An 18634-nucleotide genomic window follows, 5' to 3' on the forward strand; every position below is an offset into this window, starting at 1 on the left:
TATTTCGGGCTGACAAGAGGAAATTTAAAATAATTTATCAACCGCGCAATTTTTATTCTTTACGTTTATTTAACCGGCGATTTGACGGTTAACTGGGCGATTTCCCGGGCAAAACCTGCAACCTGCTCCCAGTCGGTATAGATCACTTCTTTGTTGGTGTCCGTTTCGCCGCCTGACATTTTCATAATCAGTTTGATCATTATGCGGTCATACCAGCGATAGCGCGGGTAAAGCAACGCGCCGGCGATCACCGCACAGCGGTCAGGGCGCCACTGCGAGCTCATTAAAAATTTACGCGCGTAACTGTTAGTCTGCGGCGTGCGCTTTTCCGGTTTACGCGCCACCAGATTTACGGAATAGAACGCGCTCGGCATCCCGTTCAGCCGCGTCGCATGTTTTTTTACGAACTCCTGAAAGGCTGTATGGTAATGCCCGTAACGTATAGACGCGCCAATAACTACGCGATCGTAGCTGTCCCATTCAGGTTCTTCGGTACGGTGCAAATTCACGACGTCTGCCCAGATGCCCAGTTCTTTCAGTTCTGACGCCAGATACGAAGCGATTTCGCGCGTTTGTCCATCCCGGGTTGAAAAAAGAATCAGTGTTTTCACGTGTTACTCCATTATTCACGCCAGAAGGTCGGGGTAAAAAGTACCAGCAAAGTGAAGACCTCAAGACGGCCAAACAGCATATTGGCAATCAGGATCCATTTCGCCACCGGATTCATACTGGCAAAGTTGTCCGCGACGACACCCAGCCCGGGTCCAAGGTTGTTAAGTGTAGCCACCACGGAGGCAAACGCGGAAAAGTCGTCCACGCCAGTCGCGATAATCGCCAGCATACTGACAATAAATACCAGAGCATACGCCGAGAAAAAACCCCAAACCGCTTCGAGGATACGTTCCGGCAGCGCACGGTTCCCCAGCTTAATACTGTAGACCGCATTCGGATGCACCAGTCGCTTCAGTTCTCGGTTCCCTTGTTTGAACAACAGGAGGATACGGATCACCTTCAGCCCCCCGCCTGTCGAACCGGCGCAACCGCCGATAAACGCGGAGCACAACAGCAGCACTGGCAGGAACAGCGGCCAGCGCGCAATACTGTCGGTAGTGAAGCCCGCCGTCGTCGCCATCGACACCACCTGGAAAAAGGCCTGGTTGAGCGTCGTTAGCGCAGAGTTATAAACATCATGGAACCACAGCACGATCGTGCAGATGACCACCAGCGTAAGCTGCACGCCAACAAACATGCGAAACTCCGGGTCACGCCAGTACACTTTGAGGCTACGTCCGCTTAACAAAGAGAAGTGCAAACCATAGTTACAGCCGGAGATTAATAAAAAGATAGCGATAATCGTGTTAATCGTTGGGCTGTCAAAATAGCCCACGCTGGCGTCGTGCGTAGAAAACCCGCCGATGGCGATAGTGGCGAAGCTGTGCCCGATAGCGTCAAACGCGGGCATCCCGGCAAACCATAGCGCCAGCGCGCAGGCCACGGTCAGCAGGACGTAGATCAGCCACAGCGTCTTTGCCGTCTCCGCAATACGCGGGCGCATTTTGTTGTCTTTTAGCGGCCCGGGCATTTCAGCGCGATACAACTGCATCCCCCCGACGCCAAGTATCGGCAGAATCGCCACCGCCAACACGATGATCCCCATCCCGCCAAACCACTGCAGCATCTGGCGATAAAAAAGAATCGCGTGCGGTAACGAATCCAGACCCACCAGTGTGGTGGCGCCCGTTGTGGTTAAACCGGAAAATGATTCAAAAAACGCATCGGTAATGGTGAGGTTCGGGCTTTCCGAGAAAATAAACGGTAACGCACCCACGCTACCCAGCACGGTCCAGAACAACACCACAATCAGAAACCCTTCGCGCGATTTCAGTTCACCTTTCTCGCGGCGGTTAGGCCACCACAGCATTGAGCCTATCGCCAGCGCGACAAAGAACGTTTGCGTAAATGCACGTCCCGCCCCATCACGATAGATGAGGGCTACCAGTCCGGGAATAATCATCGTCCCCGAAAATAAGATGACCAGTAGTCCAACGATTCGGGTAATGGCGCGAAAATGCATCTCTGCCGCTTCCTTAGTTCTTCAAAATGAGGGGGGATTATTCTTCAATCGCTAACAAATGCAATGAACCGCGGCTAAAATCCGCCAGCCTTGCTGAAAATTCGGCCACTTTCGCATAAGGAAGCGCCACCCTGAGCCGAACGAACGCCTGGTATTCACGCGTGACGATGTTGCCGTCATGCTGAGCCAGAAGTGTTTCCACCCCAGCCAACTGCGCGTATTCACACTGCAAAGTATATTCGGTTAACGGCGTCTTGCGCTGTGTTGTTAGCTGACGCAGCGCCTGGTTGACGCCGCCGCCGTACGCTTTCACCAATCCACCTGTTCCGAGCAGGATCCCACCGTAATAGCGCACCACCACGGCGGTGATTTCCCCAACGCCGCAGCCCATCAGTTGGGCAAGCATTGGCTTGCCCGCCGTGCCCGCCGGTTCGCCATCGTCGGAAAACCCCAATTGCTGCGAATCATCCGGCGCGCCTGCCACCCACGCCACGCAATGGTGACGGGCATCCGGATGCGCCGCTTTCACTGACCCGACAAAGGCTTTCGCCGCCTCAACGCCATCGGTATGCGCCAGAAGCGTAATAAAGCGGCTTTTTTTGATCTCCTCGACTACAGTGACCGGCGCCGCAGGAATTAACCAACTGTCCATTACGCCAGTTTCAGATCCCGCGTCATGTTTTCCACGCCGTTATCATGAATCACTACGTTATCTTCGATACGAATGCCGCCGAACGGTTTCAGCGCTTCAATTTTCTGCCAGTTGAAATGCTTGCTGTACTGCCCTTCGCGCCACGGCGCAAGCAGCGACTCGATGAAGTAAATCCCCGGCTCAATGGTCAGGACCATGCCAGGCTGGAGCACGCGGGTACAGCGCAGGTACGGATATTTTGACGGCGCGGCAAGATGCGTACCGCTGTCATCCTGCATAAATCCGCCAACGTCGTGTACCTGTAACCCCAACTGATGGCCGATTCCGTGCGGCATAAACGGCCCGGTAAGATTATTCTCCACCATCGCTTCTTCGCTCATATCCGTAACAATCTGGTGCTTACGCAACAGCTTGGCGATGCGTTGATGGAACTGGATGTGATAATCAACGTAGCTGACGCCCGCCTTCATGGTGGCGATCAGCGACAGCTGTTCATCGTTAACGTCTTTTACCAGTTGCGCATAATCGTTGTCGCTTTTCGCCGACCAGGTACGTGTGAGATCTGCCGCGTAACCGTTGTACTCCGCGCCCGCATCCAGCAAAAAGCTGCGGATTTCAGATGGCGCCTGATGATCCAGTTTGGTGTAATGCAGTACAGAGGCGTGTTCATTGAGTGCGACGATATTGCCGTAAGGCACATCGGTATCACGATGTCCGGTGGCGGTCAGGTAGGCCAGATTAATGTCGAACTCACTCATGCCGGAACGAAAGGCTTCCTCTGCGGCACGATGACCATTCACCGCCATTTTCTGCGCTTCACGCATACAGGCCAGCTCATAGTCTGTTTTATAGGCGCGATAATAATGCAGGTAATCAATCACCCCTTTCGGGTTGATATTGCTGGCCGCAATATCCAGTTGCAGCGCGCGCTCGGGAACCGGGCCAATATAGCCGATATTGCCGCGTGCAGCAGGCAGTTGGCTACCAATGCCCTCCGCTTTTGGCAGCGCAATGACTTCAATTTCTTCTGTCCAGAAGGAGGTCGGCAGCGGTTCCACATTGTGCCAGTAATCCACCGGTAAATAGAACCACAGTTTCGGTTTGTTTACGCCATCCACCAGCAGCCAGCAGTTCGGCACCTGCGTCACTGGCACCCACGCCTTAAACTGCGGATTCACTTTAAACGGATAGGGATGATCGTCGAGGAAAACGTTAACCAGCTCGCCGGAATGAATAAGTAACGCATCGAGTTTGAAGCGCGCCAGCGCGTCACGTGTCCGTTCCTGTAGGGTAACGATATGATTTTTATAGAGTGCGGCCAGTGATTCCATTTTCTATCCTTCTGCTTTTTTGACCTCAAGTCTCCGCATCTTAGCACAACGACCCGAAAGAGCGTGATTTCTGCCGACCGTGATCGGATCGGCATTTTTTTAATCACTTGTTTGCATTTCTTTAACACAAAATACACACTTCGATTCATCTGGTACGACCAGATCCCCATGCGGATTCAGGAGACTGACATGCTTTACAAAGGCGACACCCTGTACCTCGACTGGCTGGAAGATGGCATCGCCGAACTGGTGTTCGATGCCCCCGGCTCAGTCAATAAACTCGACACTGCGACCGTCGCCAGCCTCGGCCAGGCGCTGGATGTACTGGAAAAGCAGACAGATTTAAAAGGGCTGCTGCTGCGTTCTGAGAAAGCAGCCTTTATTGTCGGTGCGGACATCACCGAATTTCTTTCACTGTTTCTGGTTCCCGAAGAACAGTTAAGCCAGTGGCTACATTTTGCCAACAGCGTCTTTAACCGTCTGGAAGACCTGCCGGTCCCTACCCTTTCCGCCGTCAACGGCTATGCGTTGGGCGGCGGCTGCGAATGCGTGCTGGCGACCGATTACCGTCTGGCGACGCCCGATCTGCGCATCGGTCTTCCGGAAACGAAGCTGGGCATTATGCCAGGCTTTGGCGGCTCCGTCCGTATGCCGCGCATGCTGGGCGCCGACAGCGCGCTGGAAATTATTGCCGCCGGTAAAGACGTTGGCGCAGAGCAGGCGCTGAAAATCGGCCTGGTCGATGGTGTGGTGAAGGCGGAAAAACTGACGGAAGGCGCAATAGCGGTACTGCGCCAGGCGATTAACGGCGATCTGGACTGGAGAGCGAAACGTCAGCCAAAACTGGAACCCCTTAAACTCAGTAAGATTGAAGCCGCCATGAGCTTTACCATCGCCAAAGGCATGGTCGCGCAGACGGCGGGCAAACATTACCCGGCCCCTATGACAGCGGTGAAAACCATTGAAGCGGCGGCGCGCTTTGGCCGCGAAGAAGCGCTGAACCTGGAAAATAAGAGCTTTGTTCCATTGGCGCATACCAACGAAGCGCGCGCGCTGGTTGGCATCTTCCTGAACGATCAGTTCGTAAAAGGCAAAGCGAAGAAGCTGACCAAAGACGTTGAGACGCCAAAGCAGGCTGCCGTGCTGGGCGCGGGTATTATGGGCGGCGGTATCGCTTATCAATCGGCATGGAAAGGCGTGCCGGTGATCATGAAGGATATCAACGACAAATCGCTGACGCTGGGAATGACCGAAGCCGCCAAACTGCTGAATAAACAGCTGGAGCGCGGCAAGATTGACGGTCTGAAGATGGCGGGGGTGATTTCGACGATTCATCCGACGCTCGACTACGCTGGCTTTGATCGCGTGGACGTGGTTGTGGAAGCCGTTGTGGAAAACCCGAAGGTGAAAAAAGCCGTGCTGGCGGAAACAGAAGAAAAGGTCCGCCCGGATGCTGTACTGGCGTCAAACACGTCCACGATTCCCATTAGCGAACTGGCAAGCGTACTGAAGCGTCCGGAAAACTTCTGCGGGATGCATTTCTTTAACCCGGTGCACCGTATGCCGCTGGTCGAAGTGATCCGTGGCGAACAAACGTCTGATGACACCATCGCCAAAGTGGTGGCGTGGGCCAGCAAAATGGGCAAAACGCCCATCGTCGTTAACGACTGCCCGGGCTTCTTCGTTAACCGCGTGCTGTTTCCGTACTTTGCCGGATTCAGCCAACTGCTGCGCGACGGCGCGGATTTCCGCAAAATCGACAAAGTGATGGAAAAGCAATTTGGCTGGCCGATGGGTCCGGCGTATCTGCTGGACGTCGTGGGCATTGATACCGCCCACCATGCGCAGGCAGTGATGGCCGCAGGTTTCCCACAACGTATGCAGAAAGATTATCGCGACGCGATCGACGCCCTCTTCGACGCCAACCGTTTTGGTCAGAAGAACGGTCTGGGTTTCTGGCGCTATAAAGAAGACAGCAAAGGTAAACCGAAAAAAGACGACGACGCGGCCGTGGACAGCCTGCTCGCCGACGTCAGCAACGCGAAGCGTGATTTCAGCGACGACGAAATTATCGCCCGCATGATGATCCCAATGGTCAACGAAGTGGTGCGTTGTCTTGAAGAAGGCGTCATCGCCAGCCCGGCGGAAGCCGATATGGCATTGGTGTACGGCCTGGGCTTCCCGCCATTCCACGGCGGCGCGTTCCGCTGGCTGGATACGCTCGGCAGCGCGAAGTATCTCGACATGGCGCAACAGTATCAGTCTCTCGGTCCGCTGTATGACGTGCCGGAAGGGCTGCGCGACAAAGCGCGCCATAACGAACCCTACTATCCAGCAGTTGAGCCAGCCCGTCCGGTTGGCGAGCTGAAAACGGCTTAAGGAGTCACAATGGAAAAGGTTGTCATTGTTGATGCGATTCGCACCCCGATGGGCCGTTCAAAAGGCGGCGCGTTCCGTAACGTGCGCGCGGAAGATCTCTCCGCGCACCTGATGCGTAGCCTGCTGGCGCGTAACCCGGCGCTGGATCCTGCCGCGCTGGACGATATTTACTGGGGCTGCGTACAGCAGACCCTGGAGCAAGGTTTCAACATCGCCCGCAACGCGTCGCTGCTGGCGGAGATCCCGCACTCGGTTCCGGCAGTTACCGTTAACCGCCTTTGCGGTTCGTCAATGCAGGCGCTGCATGACGCCGCGCGGATGATCATGACCGGCGATGCGCAGGCTTGTCTTGTCGGCGGCGTGGAGCATATGGGCCATGTGCCGATGAGCCACGGCGTGGATTTCCATCCGGGTCTGAGCCGCAACGTCGCCAAAGCCGCGGGTATGATGGGGCTGACCGCAGAGATGCTCTCCCGCATGCACGGCATCAGCCGTGAAATGCAGGACGCGTTTGCCGCGCGCTCGCACGCCCGAGCCTGGGCGGCAACCCAGTCTGGCGCGTTTAAGAATGAGATCATCCCGACCGGCGGTCACGACGCGGACGGTGTGCTAAAGCAATTGACTTACGACGAAGTGATCCGTCCGGAAACGACCGTCGAAGCGCTGTCCACCCTGCGTCCGGCGTTCGATCCGGTCAGCGGTACGGTAACGGCAGGCACTTCGTCAGCCCTTTCCGACGGCGCAGCCGCGATGCTGGTGATGAGCGAGAGCCGTGCGCGGGAACTGGGCCTGAAAATTCGCGCCCGCGTACGTTCAATGGCGGTGGTGGGGTGCGATCCCTCGATCATGGGCTACGGTCCGGTTCCGGCGTCGACGCTGGCGCTGAAGAAAGCCGGGCTGACCGCCAGTGATATCGGCGTGTTTGAGATGAACGAAGCGTTTGCCGCGCAGATCCTGCCATGCATTAAAGATCTTGGGCTGATGGAGCAGATTGACGAGAAGATCAACCTGAACGGCGGCGCGATCGCCCTCGGTCATCCGCTCGGCTGTTCAGGCGCCCGCATCAGCACGACGTTAATCAATCTGATGGAACGTAAAGATGTGGAATTTGGTCTGGCGACAATGTGTATCGGCCTGGGGCAGGGCATCGCGACAGTATTCGAGCGTGTCTAGGTGAGTTCAAGGCCCGGCACGCTCCGGGCCACCAGAAAAATCACCGGAGGGCGTCTCCCTTCACCGGGCATTATTTAGTTGCCGTTCTTCCCGCCTGTCAGGGGCGGGTTTTTTATTGCTTAAATGAAAGCGAACGCATCGCCAAACAGACGATCGGCTCGCGCGCTGCGCTCGTTACAGAACAGGTCGCGCGCAATTTTCGCCATCTCAAAGCGACCCGCGATATAAATATCATGTTCTGCCAGCGTACCGTGATCCTGCAACACGGCGGTTAATACCGTCCCCGTGCGCCCGCGCCAGCCCGCTTCAGGCTGTTCAACCACCGGCTCCACGCGCAGGTTCGGGTGCTTCAGCGTCAGCGCTTCCAGCTCTGAGAGATCGTAGAGGTGCTTTTCTTCGCGGCCACCCCAATAAATGGTCACCTCACGGTTCGGGTTGCGCGCCAGGGCCGTCAACAGTATTGAACGCGCGTAAGAAAATCCGGTACCGCCGGCAATCAGGATCAGCGGGCGCTCTTCATCGTCGCGCAGCCACGCTTCACCGTGCGGAATATCAACGACGATCTCATGATCTTTAAGAATGCGATCCATCACCGCTTTGGCATAGAGGTTAATTTCAGACGCGCCAATATGAAGCTCAATAAACCCCTGTTCGTCCGGCGTTGACGCCATTGAGAACGGACGTTTATCCCGTTCGTCCATCACCACCATCAAATACTGACCGGCACGAAAGGAAAATGCCGCGTCGGGCACTAAACGAACGCGGTATACGGTATCGGTGATAGCTTCTACCGAGGTCACTTTACAGCTTAAGGTTGTCATGCGCTCCCTCTATGGGTCTATAGGGCAAAACGTTCGCGCCTCAGGCGCCTTTACCGTGATTAAAGATGGCCAGTTCATCCCATATCGCGTCAACACGCGCGATAACATCCGGGTCTTTTTTAATGGGACGCCCCCACTCGCGTTGGGTTTCACCAGGCCATTTGTTCGTGGCATCCAGCCCCATTTTTGAACCCAGCCCGGAGACCGGCGAAGCAAAATCCAGATAATCGATTGGCGTGTTTTCGACCAGCACCGTGTCCCGTGCAGGGTCCATACGGGTGGTGATCGCCCAGATGACGTCGTTCCAGTCGCGAGCGTTGACATCGTCATCGCAGACGATAACAAACTTGGTGTACATAAACTGGCGTAAAAATGACCAGACGCCCATCATGACGCGTTTCGCATGTCCCGCGTACTGTTTTTTCATCGTCACGACGGCCAGACGGTATGAACAGCCTTCCGGCGGCAGGTAAAAGTCGACGATTTCCGGAAACTGCTTTTGCAGAATGGGGACAAAGACTTCGTTCAACGCTACGCCAAGTACCGCCGGTTCATCCGGTGGACGACCGGTATAAGTGGAGTGGTAAATGGCGTCTTCACGCCGGGTAATATGCGTGACGGTAAAGACCGGGAAGCTGTCCACCTCGTTGTAATAGCCGGTATGGTCGCCGTATGGGCCTTCCGGCGCCATCTCACCGGGCTCAAGGTATCCTTCCAGTACGATCTCCGCGCTGGCTGGCACTTCGAGATCGTTAGAAATACATTTAACCACTTCGGTTTTTGTACCGCGCAGCAGACCGGCAAAAGCATATTCGGACAGCGTATCCGGCACTGGCGTCACTGCGCCAAGAATCGTGGCCGGATCGGCCCCCAGCGCCACGGAAACCGGGAAGCGCTCGCCAGGGTGCGCCGCACACCACTCCTGATAATCAAGTGCGCCGCCGCGATGCGACAGCCAGCGCATGATGAGCTTATTTTTACCAATCAACTGCTGACGATAAATGCCCAGATTCTGCCGCTCTTTATGCGGCCCACGGGTCACGGTAAGCCCCCAGGTAATGAGCGGCGCAGCATCTTCCGGCCAGCAGGTCATAATGGGAATGCGGTTCAGATCGACGTCATCACCCGTAATAATCTTCTGCTGACAGGGCGCGCCACGAAGGCGCTTCGTCGGCATATTCAGCACCTGTTTGAACTGCGGAAGTTTGTCAAAGAGATCGCGAAAGCCCCTCGGCGGTTCCGGTTCTTTCAGAAAGGCCAGCAGCTTACCCACTTCACGCAGTGCGGAGACATCATCCTGCCCCATCCCCATCGCGACGCGCTTTGGCGTGCCAAACAGGTTACAGAGCACCGGCATGGAAAAGCCTTTAGGATTTTCAAACAGCAGCGCGGGTCCGCCAGCACGCAGCGTGCGGTCAGCAATTTCAGTGATTTCCAGGTACGGGTCAACTTCAAGCGTGATGCGTTTAAGTTCGCCCTGTTGTTCAAGCAGCGTCAGGAAGTCGCGTAAATCGTGATATTTCATGGCGTCCATTATAGCCTCTGGGTAAGCGCCTCATTATACGGCGTTCATCATCGTGATGCTGTATTTTTGTTAAATTAGCGTGAACTCAGGCAGCCAACAAAGAAGCAGCCGGAATTACGCCGGGTATAATTAACTTAGCGCATAGCTTTTGCTATGCTTGCGCCCCGAACAAGCGGATAAGAGTCATTATGCAATCCTGGTATTTACTGTACTGCAAGCGCGGGCAACTTCAGCGTGCCCAGGAACACCTCGAAAGACAGGCGGTCAATTGCCTGACGCCGATGATCACCCTGGAAAAGATGGTGCGTGGAAAACGTACCGCAGTCAGCGAACCGCTGTTCCCCAACTATCTGTTTGTGGAATTTGATCCGGAAGTGATTCATACCACAACGATTAACGCCACGCGAGGCGTCAGCCACTTCGTTCGTTTTGGCGCTTCCCCGGCCACCGTGCCCCCCAGCGTCATCCATCAGCTCTCCGTGTATAAACCGGAAGGCATTGTGGATCCGGAGACGCCTTACCCGGGTGACAGCGTGATCATCACCGAAGGCGCCTTTGAAGGGCTTCAGGCAATCTTCACCGAACCAGACGGCGAAGCGCGCTCTATGCTGCTGCTTAACCTGCTGAATAAAGAGGTGAAGCAGAGTGTGAAAAACACGGGTTTCCGTAAGCTATAACGCTCTTGCCGACCCGCATCCGGTTCACAGCGCGATGCCGAACAGCGTTCTGACATTGGTATCCGTTGTGGCGGCAAGCCACTGCGGATCGTCCCCGCGCCAGTGCGCGATACGCGCGAAAATATGCGGCAGATGCGCCGGTTCATTGCGCCGCGACGCCGGTTTCGGCGACAGATCGCGCGGCAATAAATAGGGTGCATCGGTTTCGATCAGCAGCTTATCCGCAGGAATAAACGGCAGTATTTCACGCAACGCCAGCCCGCGGCGCTCATCACACACCCAGCCCGTAATGCCTATGTATAACCCTCTGTCGATGCACGCCTGCATCTCCTGGCGTGTGCCGGTAAAACAGTGCAGTACAGCGCCCGGGAGCTTATCCAGCCACGGATCGAGCAGCGCCAGGAAACGCGTATGCGCGTCACGGCAATGCATAAAAACCGGCATCTGTAATTCGGCGGCTATCCGCAACTGTGCGTCGAAAGCTCGCTCCTGCTCTTCTGGCGTGGAAAAGTTGCGATTGAAATCAAGACCGCACTCGCCAATCGCCACCACCTCCGGTAACGCCGCCAGGGCGACAATGGCTTCCTCCGTTGACGGTTGCCATTGGCTACTGTCGTGCGGGTGAACGCCGGCGGTGGACCAACATTGGGGATAATGTTGCGCAAGACGCTGCGCCTGCTGACTTTCATGGAGATTCGTGCCGGTAAGAAGCATGCCGTTCACGCCAGCGGCAAGCGCTCGCGCCACCACCTCGTCCCGGTCTCTGGAGAACTGCGAACTGGTCAGGTTTACGCCAATATCAAACATGCTTCTCTCCATATGAAAACCGCCCTGACGGGCGGTTATATTTAATCTTCGGTCTTTCCGGCTCTTGCAGCGTCTGCTTCTGCTTCCGCCTCGTTATCTTCATCCCGCGTTTGTCGTTTGCCGACGTAAAAACGCGAAAAGAAAACGCCGACTTCAAACAGGCAGTACATAGGTATTGCCAGCAGCGTTTGAGAAAAAACGTCCGGCGGCGTAAGCAGCATGCCAATTACAAAGGCGCCAACCAGCACGTAGGGACGTTTTTTACGCAGATCGTCCGGCGTGGTAATACCTACCCAACACAACAATACGATGGCAACCGGCACCTCAAAGGAAATACCAAACGCCATAAACAGCGCCATGACAAAGCTGAGATAGCTGGCAATGTCGGTCGAGACCTGTACGCCTTCCGGCGCAGTGTTAGCCAAAAAGCCAAACGCCAGCGGGAACACCACGAAATAGGCGAACGCCATACCAATATAGAACAGCAGCGAACTGGAGATCAGCAGCGGTACCACCAACCGTCGCTCATGTTTATACAACGCTGGTGCAATAAACGCCCAGACCTGATACAGGATCACTGGTGCTGACAGGATCAGCGACACCATGAAGGTCAGTTTGATTGGCGTGAAAAAGGGTGATGCGACGTCCGTCGCGATCATGGTCGCACCCTGCGGCAACTGTTTTATCAGCGGCGCGGAAACCAGGTGATAGATGTCATTAGCAAAATAGACCAATGCCAGAAAAATCACGATAACCGCAATGATGCAGTTAAGCAGGCGTTTGCGCAGCTCGATCAGGTGCGTGATAAGCGGTTGAGTATCTTCTACAGCCATGTTTACGGTTTATCACTCGACGTGGTGGAGGCGCCTGCAGCAGGCGCAGCGGATTTCGGTTCAGCGTCTTTCACGCCAGCGACAGGCTTCTCCGCCGCCACAGGTTTTTTATCCTCGGCAACCGCAGCCGTTTCCAGAGCCTCGGGGGCCTGTTCAGGCGCGCTGGCCTGGACTTCTGCCGTCGCCGGGGTAACCCCTTCATGCTGCTCTTCGTTCCCTTTGACTATCGGGTTATGGATAGTATGCGCTTCATCACTCGCCTTTTCCGGCTCGTTAGCGCTGTAGGAACGTTTCATCGACTCTGCCGCCTGACGCAGTTCGTCCATTGAGGCCTTCAACTCAGGCGTCAGGTTTTCGAGGCTCGCTTTCTCAACTTTTTTCAGGCTGTCCTGAAACTCCTGGAGCTTCAGTTCCTGCGTCAGTTCATTCTGAACGGTCGTGGCGAGAGAGCGCAGCGCGCGAACCCAGCCCGCTATCGTTTTGACGGCTACCGGCAGTCGCTGCGGCCCCAGCACGACGAGGCCGATAATAAATACCAGTAACAGTTCGCTAAAACCGATATCAAACACGAATTACACCTGCTCTTTATCGTGGCGCTTGGCGTCTTCTGTTTTAGCGTCTGCGGGTTTGTCAGTGATTGACTTCGCGGTGAAGTCAGCATCCTGACTGGTTTTTTCCTGTTTCGCATCATCATCACTCATGGCTTTTTTGAAGCCTTTAATGGATGCGCCGAGATCGGAACCGATAGAACCGAGCTTTTTGGTGCCAAACAACAGGACAACGATGACGGCAATGATCACCAACTGCCAAATACTGATACCACCCATACATGTTCCTCAGTGATAGATGATGAAATAATTAGGCCCGTAGTATACGTTACATAGCCCGCGATGAGCGATGAAAAAATCAGCGAGTTTTGCGCCAGCCAACGATCCAGGCGACGAGGCCGCCCGCCATTAACCAGCCGGGCATATAGCCCCATTCAGGACGACTAATCAGCAGGAAGGTCCCACTTAATAGCAGCGTGGCGCCAATACCGAATAAATAACGGGACTGACCCTGACGGACATGGTTCTCATGAAGCTCGCGCGCAATCTTATCAACACTGTGCTGTAAATATTTGCCCTGGCGCAAACTGTCGTACACCAGTTCAGGCAGTTCCGGCATTTTTTCGACCCAGAACGGCGCTTTTTCCTTAAAGGCTCTGACCAGAGCAGGAATACCGACCTGATCTTTGATCCAGGATTCGAGAAAAGGTTTCGCCGTTTTCCAGAGATCGAGCTGCGGATACAGCTGACGACCCACGCCTTCAACGTACAACAATGTCTTCTGCAATAATACCAGTTGCGGCTGCACTTCCATGTTGAATCGACGCGCCGTATTGAAAAGGTTTAACAACACGTGGCCAAACGAGATCTCCGCCAGCGGCTTTTCAAAGATAGGCTCACAGACCGTGCGGATAGCGAACTCAAACTCTTCGACGTTGGTATCCGGCGGAACCCAGCCTGAATCGACGTGTAATTCCGCCACTTTGCGGTAATCACGGTTAAAGAAGGCGATGAAATTTTCCGCCAGATAACGTTTATCTTCTTTGTTTAACGAGCCGACAATACCGCAATCAATACCTATATACTGCGGATCTTCCGGGTGCTCATAGCTCACGAAGATATTGCCGGGGTGCATGTCCGCATGGAAAAAGCTGTCGCGAAACACCTGGGTGAAGAACACTTGCACACCGCGTTCTGCCAGCAGTTGCATGTTGGTGCCGTTCTTTTCCAGCGCCACGACATCGGAAACCGGAATACCGTAAATGCGCTCCATCACCATCATGTTCTCACTGCAATAGTCAGAATACACTTCCGGGACGTAGAGCATCGGGCTGCCTTCAAAGTTTCGGCGCAGCTGGATAGCATTAGCCGACTCGCGCAGCAGGTTCAACTCATCGATTAGCGTCTTCTCGTACTCGCGTACCACTTCCGTTGGACGCAGACGACGACCATCCGGCAGCAAGCGGGGCACCCAGCGCGCCAGGCGGTAAATAAGCTTAAGATCCGCTTTGATGATCGGCAAAATGTCCGGGCGGATAACCTTAATGACCACCTCTTTGCCGTTCGATTTCAGCCTGGCCGTATGCACCTGGGCGATGGACGCTGACGCAAGCGGCTTGATCTCAAAATCGTCAAACCAGGCTTCAACGGGCAGTCCGCCCATCGCCGCTTCGATTTGCGCTTTCGCCAGCTTGCCGTCAAACGGCGCGACTTTGTCCTGCAACAGCGCAAGCTGGTCAGCAATTTGCGGCGGGAAGAGATCGCGGCGGGTAGAGAGCATCTGTCCGAACTTGATCCACACTGGCCCTAACTCTTGCAGTGCCAGTCTCAGCCGCTCTCCCAGCAGTTTGTCTTTATGACGGTTTGGCATCCAGAACAGGCCATATCGCCATAACCGTAGCGGCAGCGTGATCCGCATTCTGGGGATGAGCTCATCAAGTCCGTAGCTTAAAAAGGTGCGAATGATGAAATATAGGCGCCGTACTTCACCTGGCGTCATTTAGCCTCCAGTTTTTCCAGCCGCTTCGTCAGCGCATCAACAGCGCGTTCCACCGCTGCCGTTTCTTCCGCAAACCAGGCGACCTCAAGGGGTCCGGGCGCCATTCGCCACTCTTCCGTGATTGCTTCGGCGACATAGCGCTGTTGGCGTTGAATGCCGTGACGGAGAAATCTGGCCCCACCGCGCAGGGCTTTACCGATCCCTTCCGCCGCGATATCGCCAGTGTAGGGCGCGATCAGCTCGGCAGGATCGAATTCCGCTAAATCGGCAAGGGCGACAAAATTCTGAACGACCTGAATATCACCCTGAACTTCCAGTTCGCCACTGCGAATCAGCGCGGTGAGCTGCTGACGGTCGCGCAGTTCAGGCAGCACGCTGGCGTAGGTAATGACGGTGCAATCAGCCTCGCCCGCCCACTCACCCAGCACATCAACCTGACGCTCGCTGAAAACCAGAATCAATGATGTCGAAAAGCCTTTTAGTTCCACGCGCAGCACTTTACCCAGCAGGCGCGTTCGCGCGGTTTTCAGCGCTGGTGAACGGTACAGGAACGTATTGAGCAGACTTTCCATTCCTGCGGTCACTAAGGGTTTAAAAGGCATCCCCGCTCTCCTGTCAGAACTTATAGCCGCGATGCAGCGCTACCACACCCGCCGTCAGGTTGTAATAATCGACGCTTTCAAACCCGGCGTCCTGCATCATCGCTTTCAGCGTGTCCTGATCGGGATGCATACGAATAGATTCCGCTAAATAGCGGTAGCTGTCCGCATCGTTCGCCACCATGGATCCGATGCGTGGTAGAACGTGGAAAGAGTAGGCATCGTAGGCTTTGCTCAGCGGCTCGATAATCGGCTTAGAAAATTCCAACACCAGCAGGCGTCCGCCGGGTTTCAGCACGCGGAACATGGAGCGCAGGGCTTTGTCTTTGTCCGTGACGTTACGTAGACCGAAGGAAATGGTGATACAGTCAAAGGTGTTGTCCGGAAAGGGCAGCGCTTCCGCGTTAGCCTGAACGTATTCGACGTTGCCGATAACCCCGATGTTACGCAGTTTTTCACGGCCCATCTTAAGCATGGAGTCATTGATATCCGCCAGAATCACCTTGCCGGTTTCACCGACCAGGCGAGAGAACTTGGCCGTCAGATCGCCCGTCCCTCCGGCCAGATCAAGCACCGTCTGACCGCGGCGTACGCCGCTGCAGTCGATAGTGAAGCGCTTCCACAAGCGATGAATGCCAAATGACATTAAATCATTCATGACATCATATTTTGAGGCCACAGAATGAAAAACGTGGGCCACCATGTCTGCTTTCTGTTCTTTAGCGACAGTCTGAAAACCAAAGTGCGTCGTTTCTTGTGAATTATCCACCATCTCAGTGCCTGCTCATCAAAAAATTGTTCGAGAAGTGTAACAGATTGGGGCTATTTGCCCTACCCTTCTACCCGTTCCGGCGACGCCAAACGGGCTAAATCGATTGCTGTTTGACGCCGCTATCGTCTGAATGAAGCGTGTTTTCAGGTGCTTCGGGCACCGCGCGCAAACGGTATTCTTCATCCTGCGACGTCGCCTGTTCCGCCAGTTCCGGATTAATCTCGCGTTTGATTTCCACGCCTAACCCCCGAAACGCTTCTGCCTGCGCCAGCACGTTGCCACGCCCCGACGTCAGCTTTTTCATCGCCTGACGGTAGTTGTCCTGCGCTTTCTCGAGGCTTTGCCCGACAGACGACATATCATCCACAAACAGCCGCATCTTGTCGTACAGTTTACTGGCTCGTTCGGCAATTTGCTGCGCATTGCGGCTTTGATGCTCGTAGCGCCACAGGTTGGCGATGGTCCGTAACGCCACCAGCAACGTCGTAGGGCTGACCAGCATAATGTTATTTCTCAATGCCTCGGTAATCAGTTCGGGCTGTCTGTCCAGCGCCAGCAAAAAAGCAGGCTCGACGGGGATAAACATCAGCACATAGTCCAGCGAGCGCAGCCCTGGAAGCTGCTGGTAATCTTTACGCCCAAGCAGGCGAATATGGTTACGCACGGATGCGATATGCTCCTGGAGCGCGCTCTCACGGGTGACGTCATCTTCCGCGTTGAAATAGCGCTCATAGGCCACCAGTGTCATTTTAGCGTCGATCACGACATCTTTGCCCTGCGGTAAGCGGACAATCACGTCGGGCTGCATCCGCGAACGGACATCATTTTCTATGCTGACCTGCGTTTCGTACTCATAGCCTTCGCGCAGGCCGGAAGCTTCCAGCACGCGGGTAAGCACCACCTCACCCCAGTTGCCCTGGGTTTTATTGTCGCCTTTCAGCGCGCGCGTGAGATTGACCGCTTCCTGCGCCATCTGCGCATTGAGCTGTTGCAGATTACGAATCTCATGCGCCAGCGTATGCCGCTCGCGCGCCTCCTGACCAAAGCTGTCCTGAACCTGGCGGCGAAAACCGTCCAGTTGCTCACGCAACGGCGTGAGCAGGCTGTTAAGGCTCTGTCGGTTTTGCTCGTCGACCCGGCGGTTGCTTTGCTCAAAAATCCGGTTCGCCAGGTTTTCGAACTGCTCGCTGAGGCGCTGTTCGCTGTTGATCATCTGACGAATTTTGTCTTCCGCATGCTGCTGCGTCGCTTCCATTCGCGTCGTGACTTCCCGCAGATCCGCTTCCAGCGAGGTGTTAATACTGCGCAGACTGCGAAGCTCATTGTTCAGCAGTTCGCACTCGTCGCGCCAGTGATCGCTTTGGGCAAGCTCCTGTCTGGCCGCGCTTAGCGCCGCCACCATCTCTTCACGCTCGCTAAGCTGATCGGCTTTTTGCTGTGCATGTTGATAACTGGCGATCAGCCAGCCCAGCGCAACGCCTACCAACGCTAGCACTGCATAAATTATGAGAGAGATATCCAAAATGCCTCCTGCCGCAACCACTCACCAGCACAAAATAGAATTGTGCTGTATAAACGTCCAGTTTGAAAGGGATTTCCTGCGAGGCGTTACGCAAAATAAAAAGGCCGAACGCGTCGGCCCTGGAGGGAAAAACAGAAAATTAGATCAGGCGACGCGCCGCTTCCACCACGATTTTCACCGCATGGCTTTCGGTTTGCTTCATGGTCTCGGCGTTCGGTATCTCTTGCTGAGTACGGTTGACGATAACCCCGGCAACCATTCCCGCACGCAGACCCTGGCTGGCGCACATGGTCAGCAAAGTTGCGGACTCCATCTCATAGTTCATGACGCCCATCGCCTGCCATTCTTCCATCGAGCCTTTAAAGCGGCTCACAACGCGACCAGAATAGGTGTCGTAACGCTCCTGCCCTGGATAGAAAGTGTCAGAGGACGCGGTTACGCCTACGTGCGTGGTCGCCCCTATTGATTTCGCCGCCTCGACCAGCGCGGTGGTACAGTCAAAATCTGCCACCGCCGGGAATTCCATCGGCGCGAAGTGCAGGCTTGCACCGTCGAGACGCACAGATGCCGTGGTCACCAGAACATCGCCCACATTGATATGCGGCTGAATCGCGCCGGTGGTACCGATACGCAGGAAAGTACGAATGCCCAGCTGTGCCAGCTCTTCTACGGCGATGGAGGTGGACGGGCCGCCGATACCGGTCGAGCAGACAATCACAGACTTGCCGTCCAGCTCTGCGCGCCAGGTCGTAAATTCGCGATGCGATGCCAGCTTAACCGGCTTATCCATCAGCGCGGCGATCTTTTCCACACGCTCCGGATCGCCTGGAACGATTGCAAGCGTAGCCCCTTGTAAATCGCTTTTGGTGAGGCCGAGATGAAAAACATCAGACTTGGACATATAAAACTCCTCTGTGATTCG

General features: G+C 55.1%; 18 protein-coding genes. 3 read left to right on the forward strand and 15 right to left on the reverse strand.

Annotation, left to right across the window (positions count from 1 at the left end; all coding sequences use genetic code 11):
- Positions 1 to 65: 65 nt before the first annotated feature.
- The 4 genes from hemG to pepQ are packed head-to-tail and all read right to left on the reverse strand — an operon-like array spanning position 66 to position 4057.
- The gene (hemG, locus tag CSE01S_RS20755) at positions 66 to 611 is read right to left on the reverse strand and encodes a menaquinone-dependent protoporphyrinogen IX dehydrogenase (RefSeq protein WP_042292697.1); all 546 of its coding nucleotides are present in this window, start codon (positions 609 to 611) and stop codon (positions 66 to 68) included.
- Between the two features lie 11 nt (positions 612 to 622).
- Entirely contained in the window at positions 623 to 2074 is a 1452-nt protein-coding gene (trkH, locus tag CSE01S_RS20760) for a Trk system potassium transporter TrkH (protein ID WP_042292700.1), read from the reverse strand.
- Between the two features lie 37 nt (positions 2075 to 2111).
- The gene (locus CSE01S_RS20765) at positions 2112 to 2726 is read right to left on the reverse strand and encodes an IMPACT family protein (RefSeq protein WP_042292704.1); all 615 of its coding nucleotides are present in this window, start codon (positions 2724 to 2726) and stop codon (positions 2112 to 2114) included.
- Entirely contained in the window at positions 2726 to 4057 is a 1332-nt protein-coding gene (gene pepQ, locus CSE01S_RS20770) for a Xaa-Pro dipeptidase (RefSeq protein ID WP_042292707.1), read from the reverse strand. The genes CSE01S_RS20765 and pepQ overlap by 1 nt, the downstream gene beginning before the upstream one ends.
- 189 nt (positions 4058 to 4246) lie before the next feature.
- Between pepQ and fadB the strand changes: the two genes are divergently transcribed.
- Together fadB and fadA are read left to right on the forward strand one after the other, a co-directional pair.
- Positions 4247 to 6436 carry a fatty acid oxidation complex subunit alpha FadB gene (fadB, locus tag CSE01S_RS20775; RefSeq protein ID WP_042292710.1) on the forward strand — a complete coding sequence of 730 codons (2190 nt, stop codon included), beginning with the start codon at positions 4247 to 4249 and terminating at the stop codon, positions 6434 to 6436.
- A 9-nt stretch (positions 6437 to 6445) separates the two neighbouring features.
- Entirely contained in the window at positions 6446 to 7609 is a 1164-nt protein-coding gene (gene fadA, locus CSE01S_RS20780; protein ID WP_042292712.1) for an acetyl-CoA C-acyltransferase FadA, read from the forward strand.
- Positions 7610 to 7728: 119 nt separating this feature from the next.
- Here fadA and fre read toward each other — a convergent pair whose 3' ends face one another.
- Together fre and ubiD are read right to left on the reverse strand one after the other, a co-directional pair.
- A complete protein-coding gene (gene fre / locus CSE01S_RS20785; protein ID WP_042292715.1) occupies positions 7729 to 8430 on the reverse strand; it encodes an NAD(P)H-flavin reductase in 702 nt (233 codons plus the stop codon).
- 40 nt (positions 8431 to 8470) lie between these two features.
- The gene (gene ubiD, locus CSE01S_RS20790) at positions 8471 to 9964 is read right to left on the reverse strand and encodes a 4-hydroxy-3-polyprenylbenzoate decarboxylase (protein WP_072015045.1); all 1494 of its coding nucleotides are present in this window, start codon (positions 9962 to 9964) and stop codon (positions 8471 to 8473) included.
- A 179-nt stretch (positions 9965 to 10143) separates the two neighbouring features.
- Here ubiD and rfaH point away from each other — a divergent pair, with 179 nt between their 5' ends.
- Positions 10144 to 10632, forward strand: a complete 489-nt coding sequence (gene rfaH / locus CSE01S_RS20795) for a transcription/translation regulatory transformer protein RfaH (protein ID WP_042292718.1) — start codon at positions 10144 to 10146, stop codon at positions 10630 to 10632.
- Positions 10633 to 10656: 24 nt separating this feature from the next.
- Here rfaH and tatD read toward each other — a convergent pair whose 3' ends face one another.
- The 9 genes from tatD to udp form a co-directional block, all read right to left on the reverse strand.
- Positions 10657 to 11439, reverse strand: a complete 783-nt coding sequence (gene tatD / locus CSE01S_RS20800) for a 3'-5' ssDNA/RNA exonuclease TatD (protein WP_042292721.1) — start codon at positions 11437 to 11439, stop codon at positions 10657 to 10659.
- A 41-nt stretch (positions 11440 to 11480) separates the two neighbouring features.
- Entirely contained in the window at positions 11481 to 12272 is a 792-nt protein-coding gene (gene tatC / locus CSE01S_RS20805; protein WP_042292723.1) for a Sec-independent protein translocase subunit TatC, read from the reverse strand.
- A 2-nt stretch (positions 12273 to 12274) separates the two neighbouring features.
- Positions 12275 to 12841 (reverse strand): Sec-independent protein translocase protein TatB, encoded by a 567-nt coding sequence (tatB, locus tag CSE01S_RS20810; protein WP_042292725.1) that lies wholly within the window; start codon positions 12839 to 12841, stop codon positions 12275 to 12277.
- A 3-nt stretch (positions 12842 to 12844) separates the two neighbouring features.
- Entirely contained in the window at positions 12845 to 13099 is a 255-nt protein-coding gene (gene tatA, locus CSE01S_RS20815) for a Sec-independent protein translocase subunit TatA (RefSeq protein ID WP_042292727.1), read from the reverse strand.
- Between the two features lie 79 nt (positions 13100 to 13178).
- On the reverse strand, positions 13179 to 14819 hold the full coding sequence (gene ubiB / locus CSE01S_RS20820; protein WP_042292730.1) for a ubiquinone biosynthesis regulatory protein kinase UbiB: 1641 nt from the start codon (positions 14817 to 14819) through the stop codon (positions 13179 to 13181).
- Positions 14816 to 15421 carry a ubiquinone biosynthesis protein UbiJ gene (ubiJ, locus tag CSE01S_RS20825; RefSeq protein WP_042292733.1) on the reverse strand — a complete coding sequence of 202 codons (606 nt, stop codon included), beginning with the start codon at positions 15419 to 15421 and terminating at the stop codon, positions 14816 to 14818. The genes ubiB and ubiJ overlap by 4 nt, the downstream gene beginning before the upstream one ends.
- A 13-nt stretch (positions 15422 to 15434) precedes the next feature.
- Positions 15435 to 16190: a bifunctional demethylmenaquinone methyltransferase/2-methoxy-6-polyprenyl-1,4-benzoquinol methylase UbiE gene (gene ubiE / locus CSE01S_RS20830; protein WP_042292737.1), complete on the reverse strand. Its 756-nt coding sequence runs from the start codon at positions 16188 to 16190 to the stop codon at positions 15435 to 15437.
- 94 nt (positions 16191 to 16284) lie between these two features.
- A complete protein-coding gene (rmuC, locus tag CSE01S_RS20835) occupies positions 16285 to 17712 on the reverse strand; it encodes a DNA recombination protein RmuC (RefSeq protein WP_042292740.1) in 1428 nt (475 codons plus the stop codon).
- A gap of 139 nt (positions 17713 to 17851) precedes the next feature.
- Positions 17852 to 18613 carry a uridine phosphorylase gene (gene udp / locus CSE01S_RS20840; RefSeq protein WP_042292742.1) on the reverse strand — a complete coding sequence of 254 codons (762 nt, stop codon included), beginning with the start codon at positions 18611 to 18613 and terminating at the stop codon, positions 17852 to 17854.
- Positions 18614 to 18634: the final 21 nt, after the last annotated feature.

The sequence above is a fragment of the Citrobacter sedlakii NBRC 105722 genome, assembly GCF_000759835.1.
GTDB classification, from domain to species: Bacteria; Pseudomonadota; Gammaproteobacteria; order Enterobacterales; family Enterobacteriaceae; genus Citrobacter_A; species Citrobacter_A sedlakii.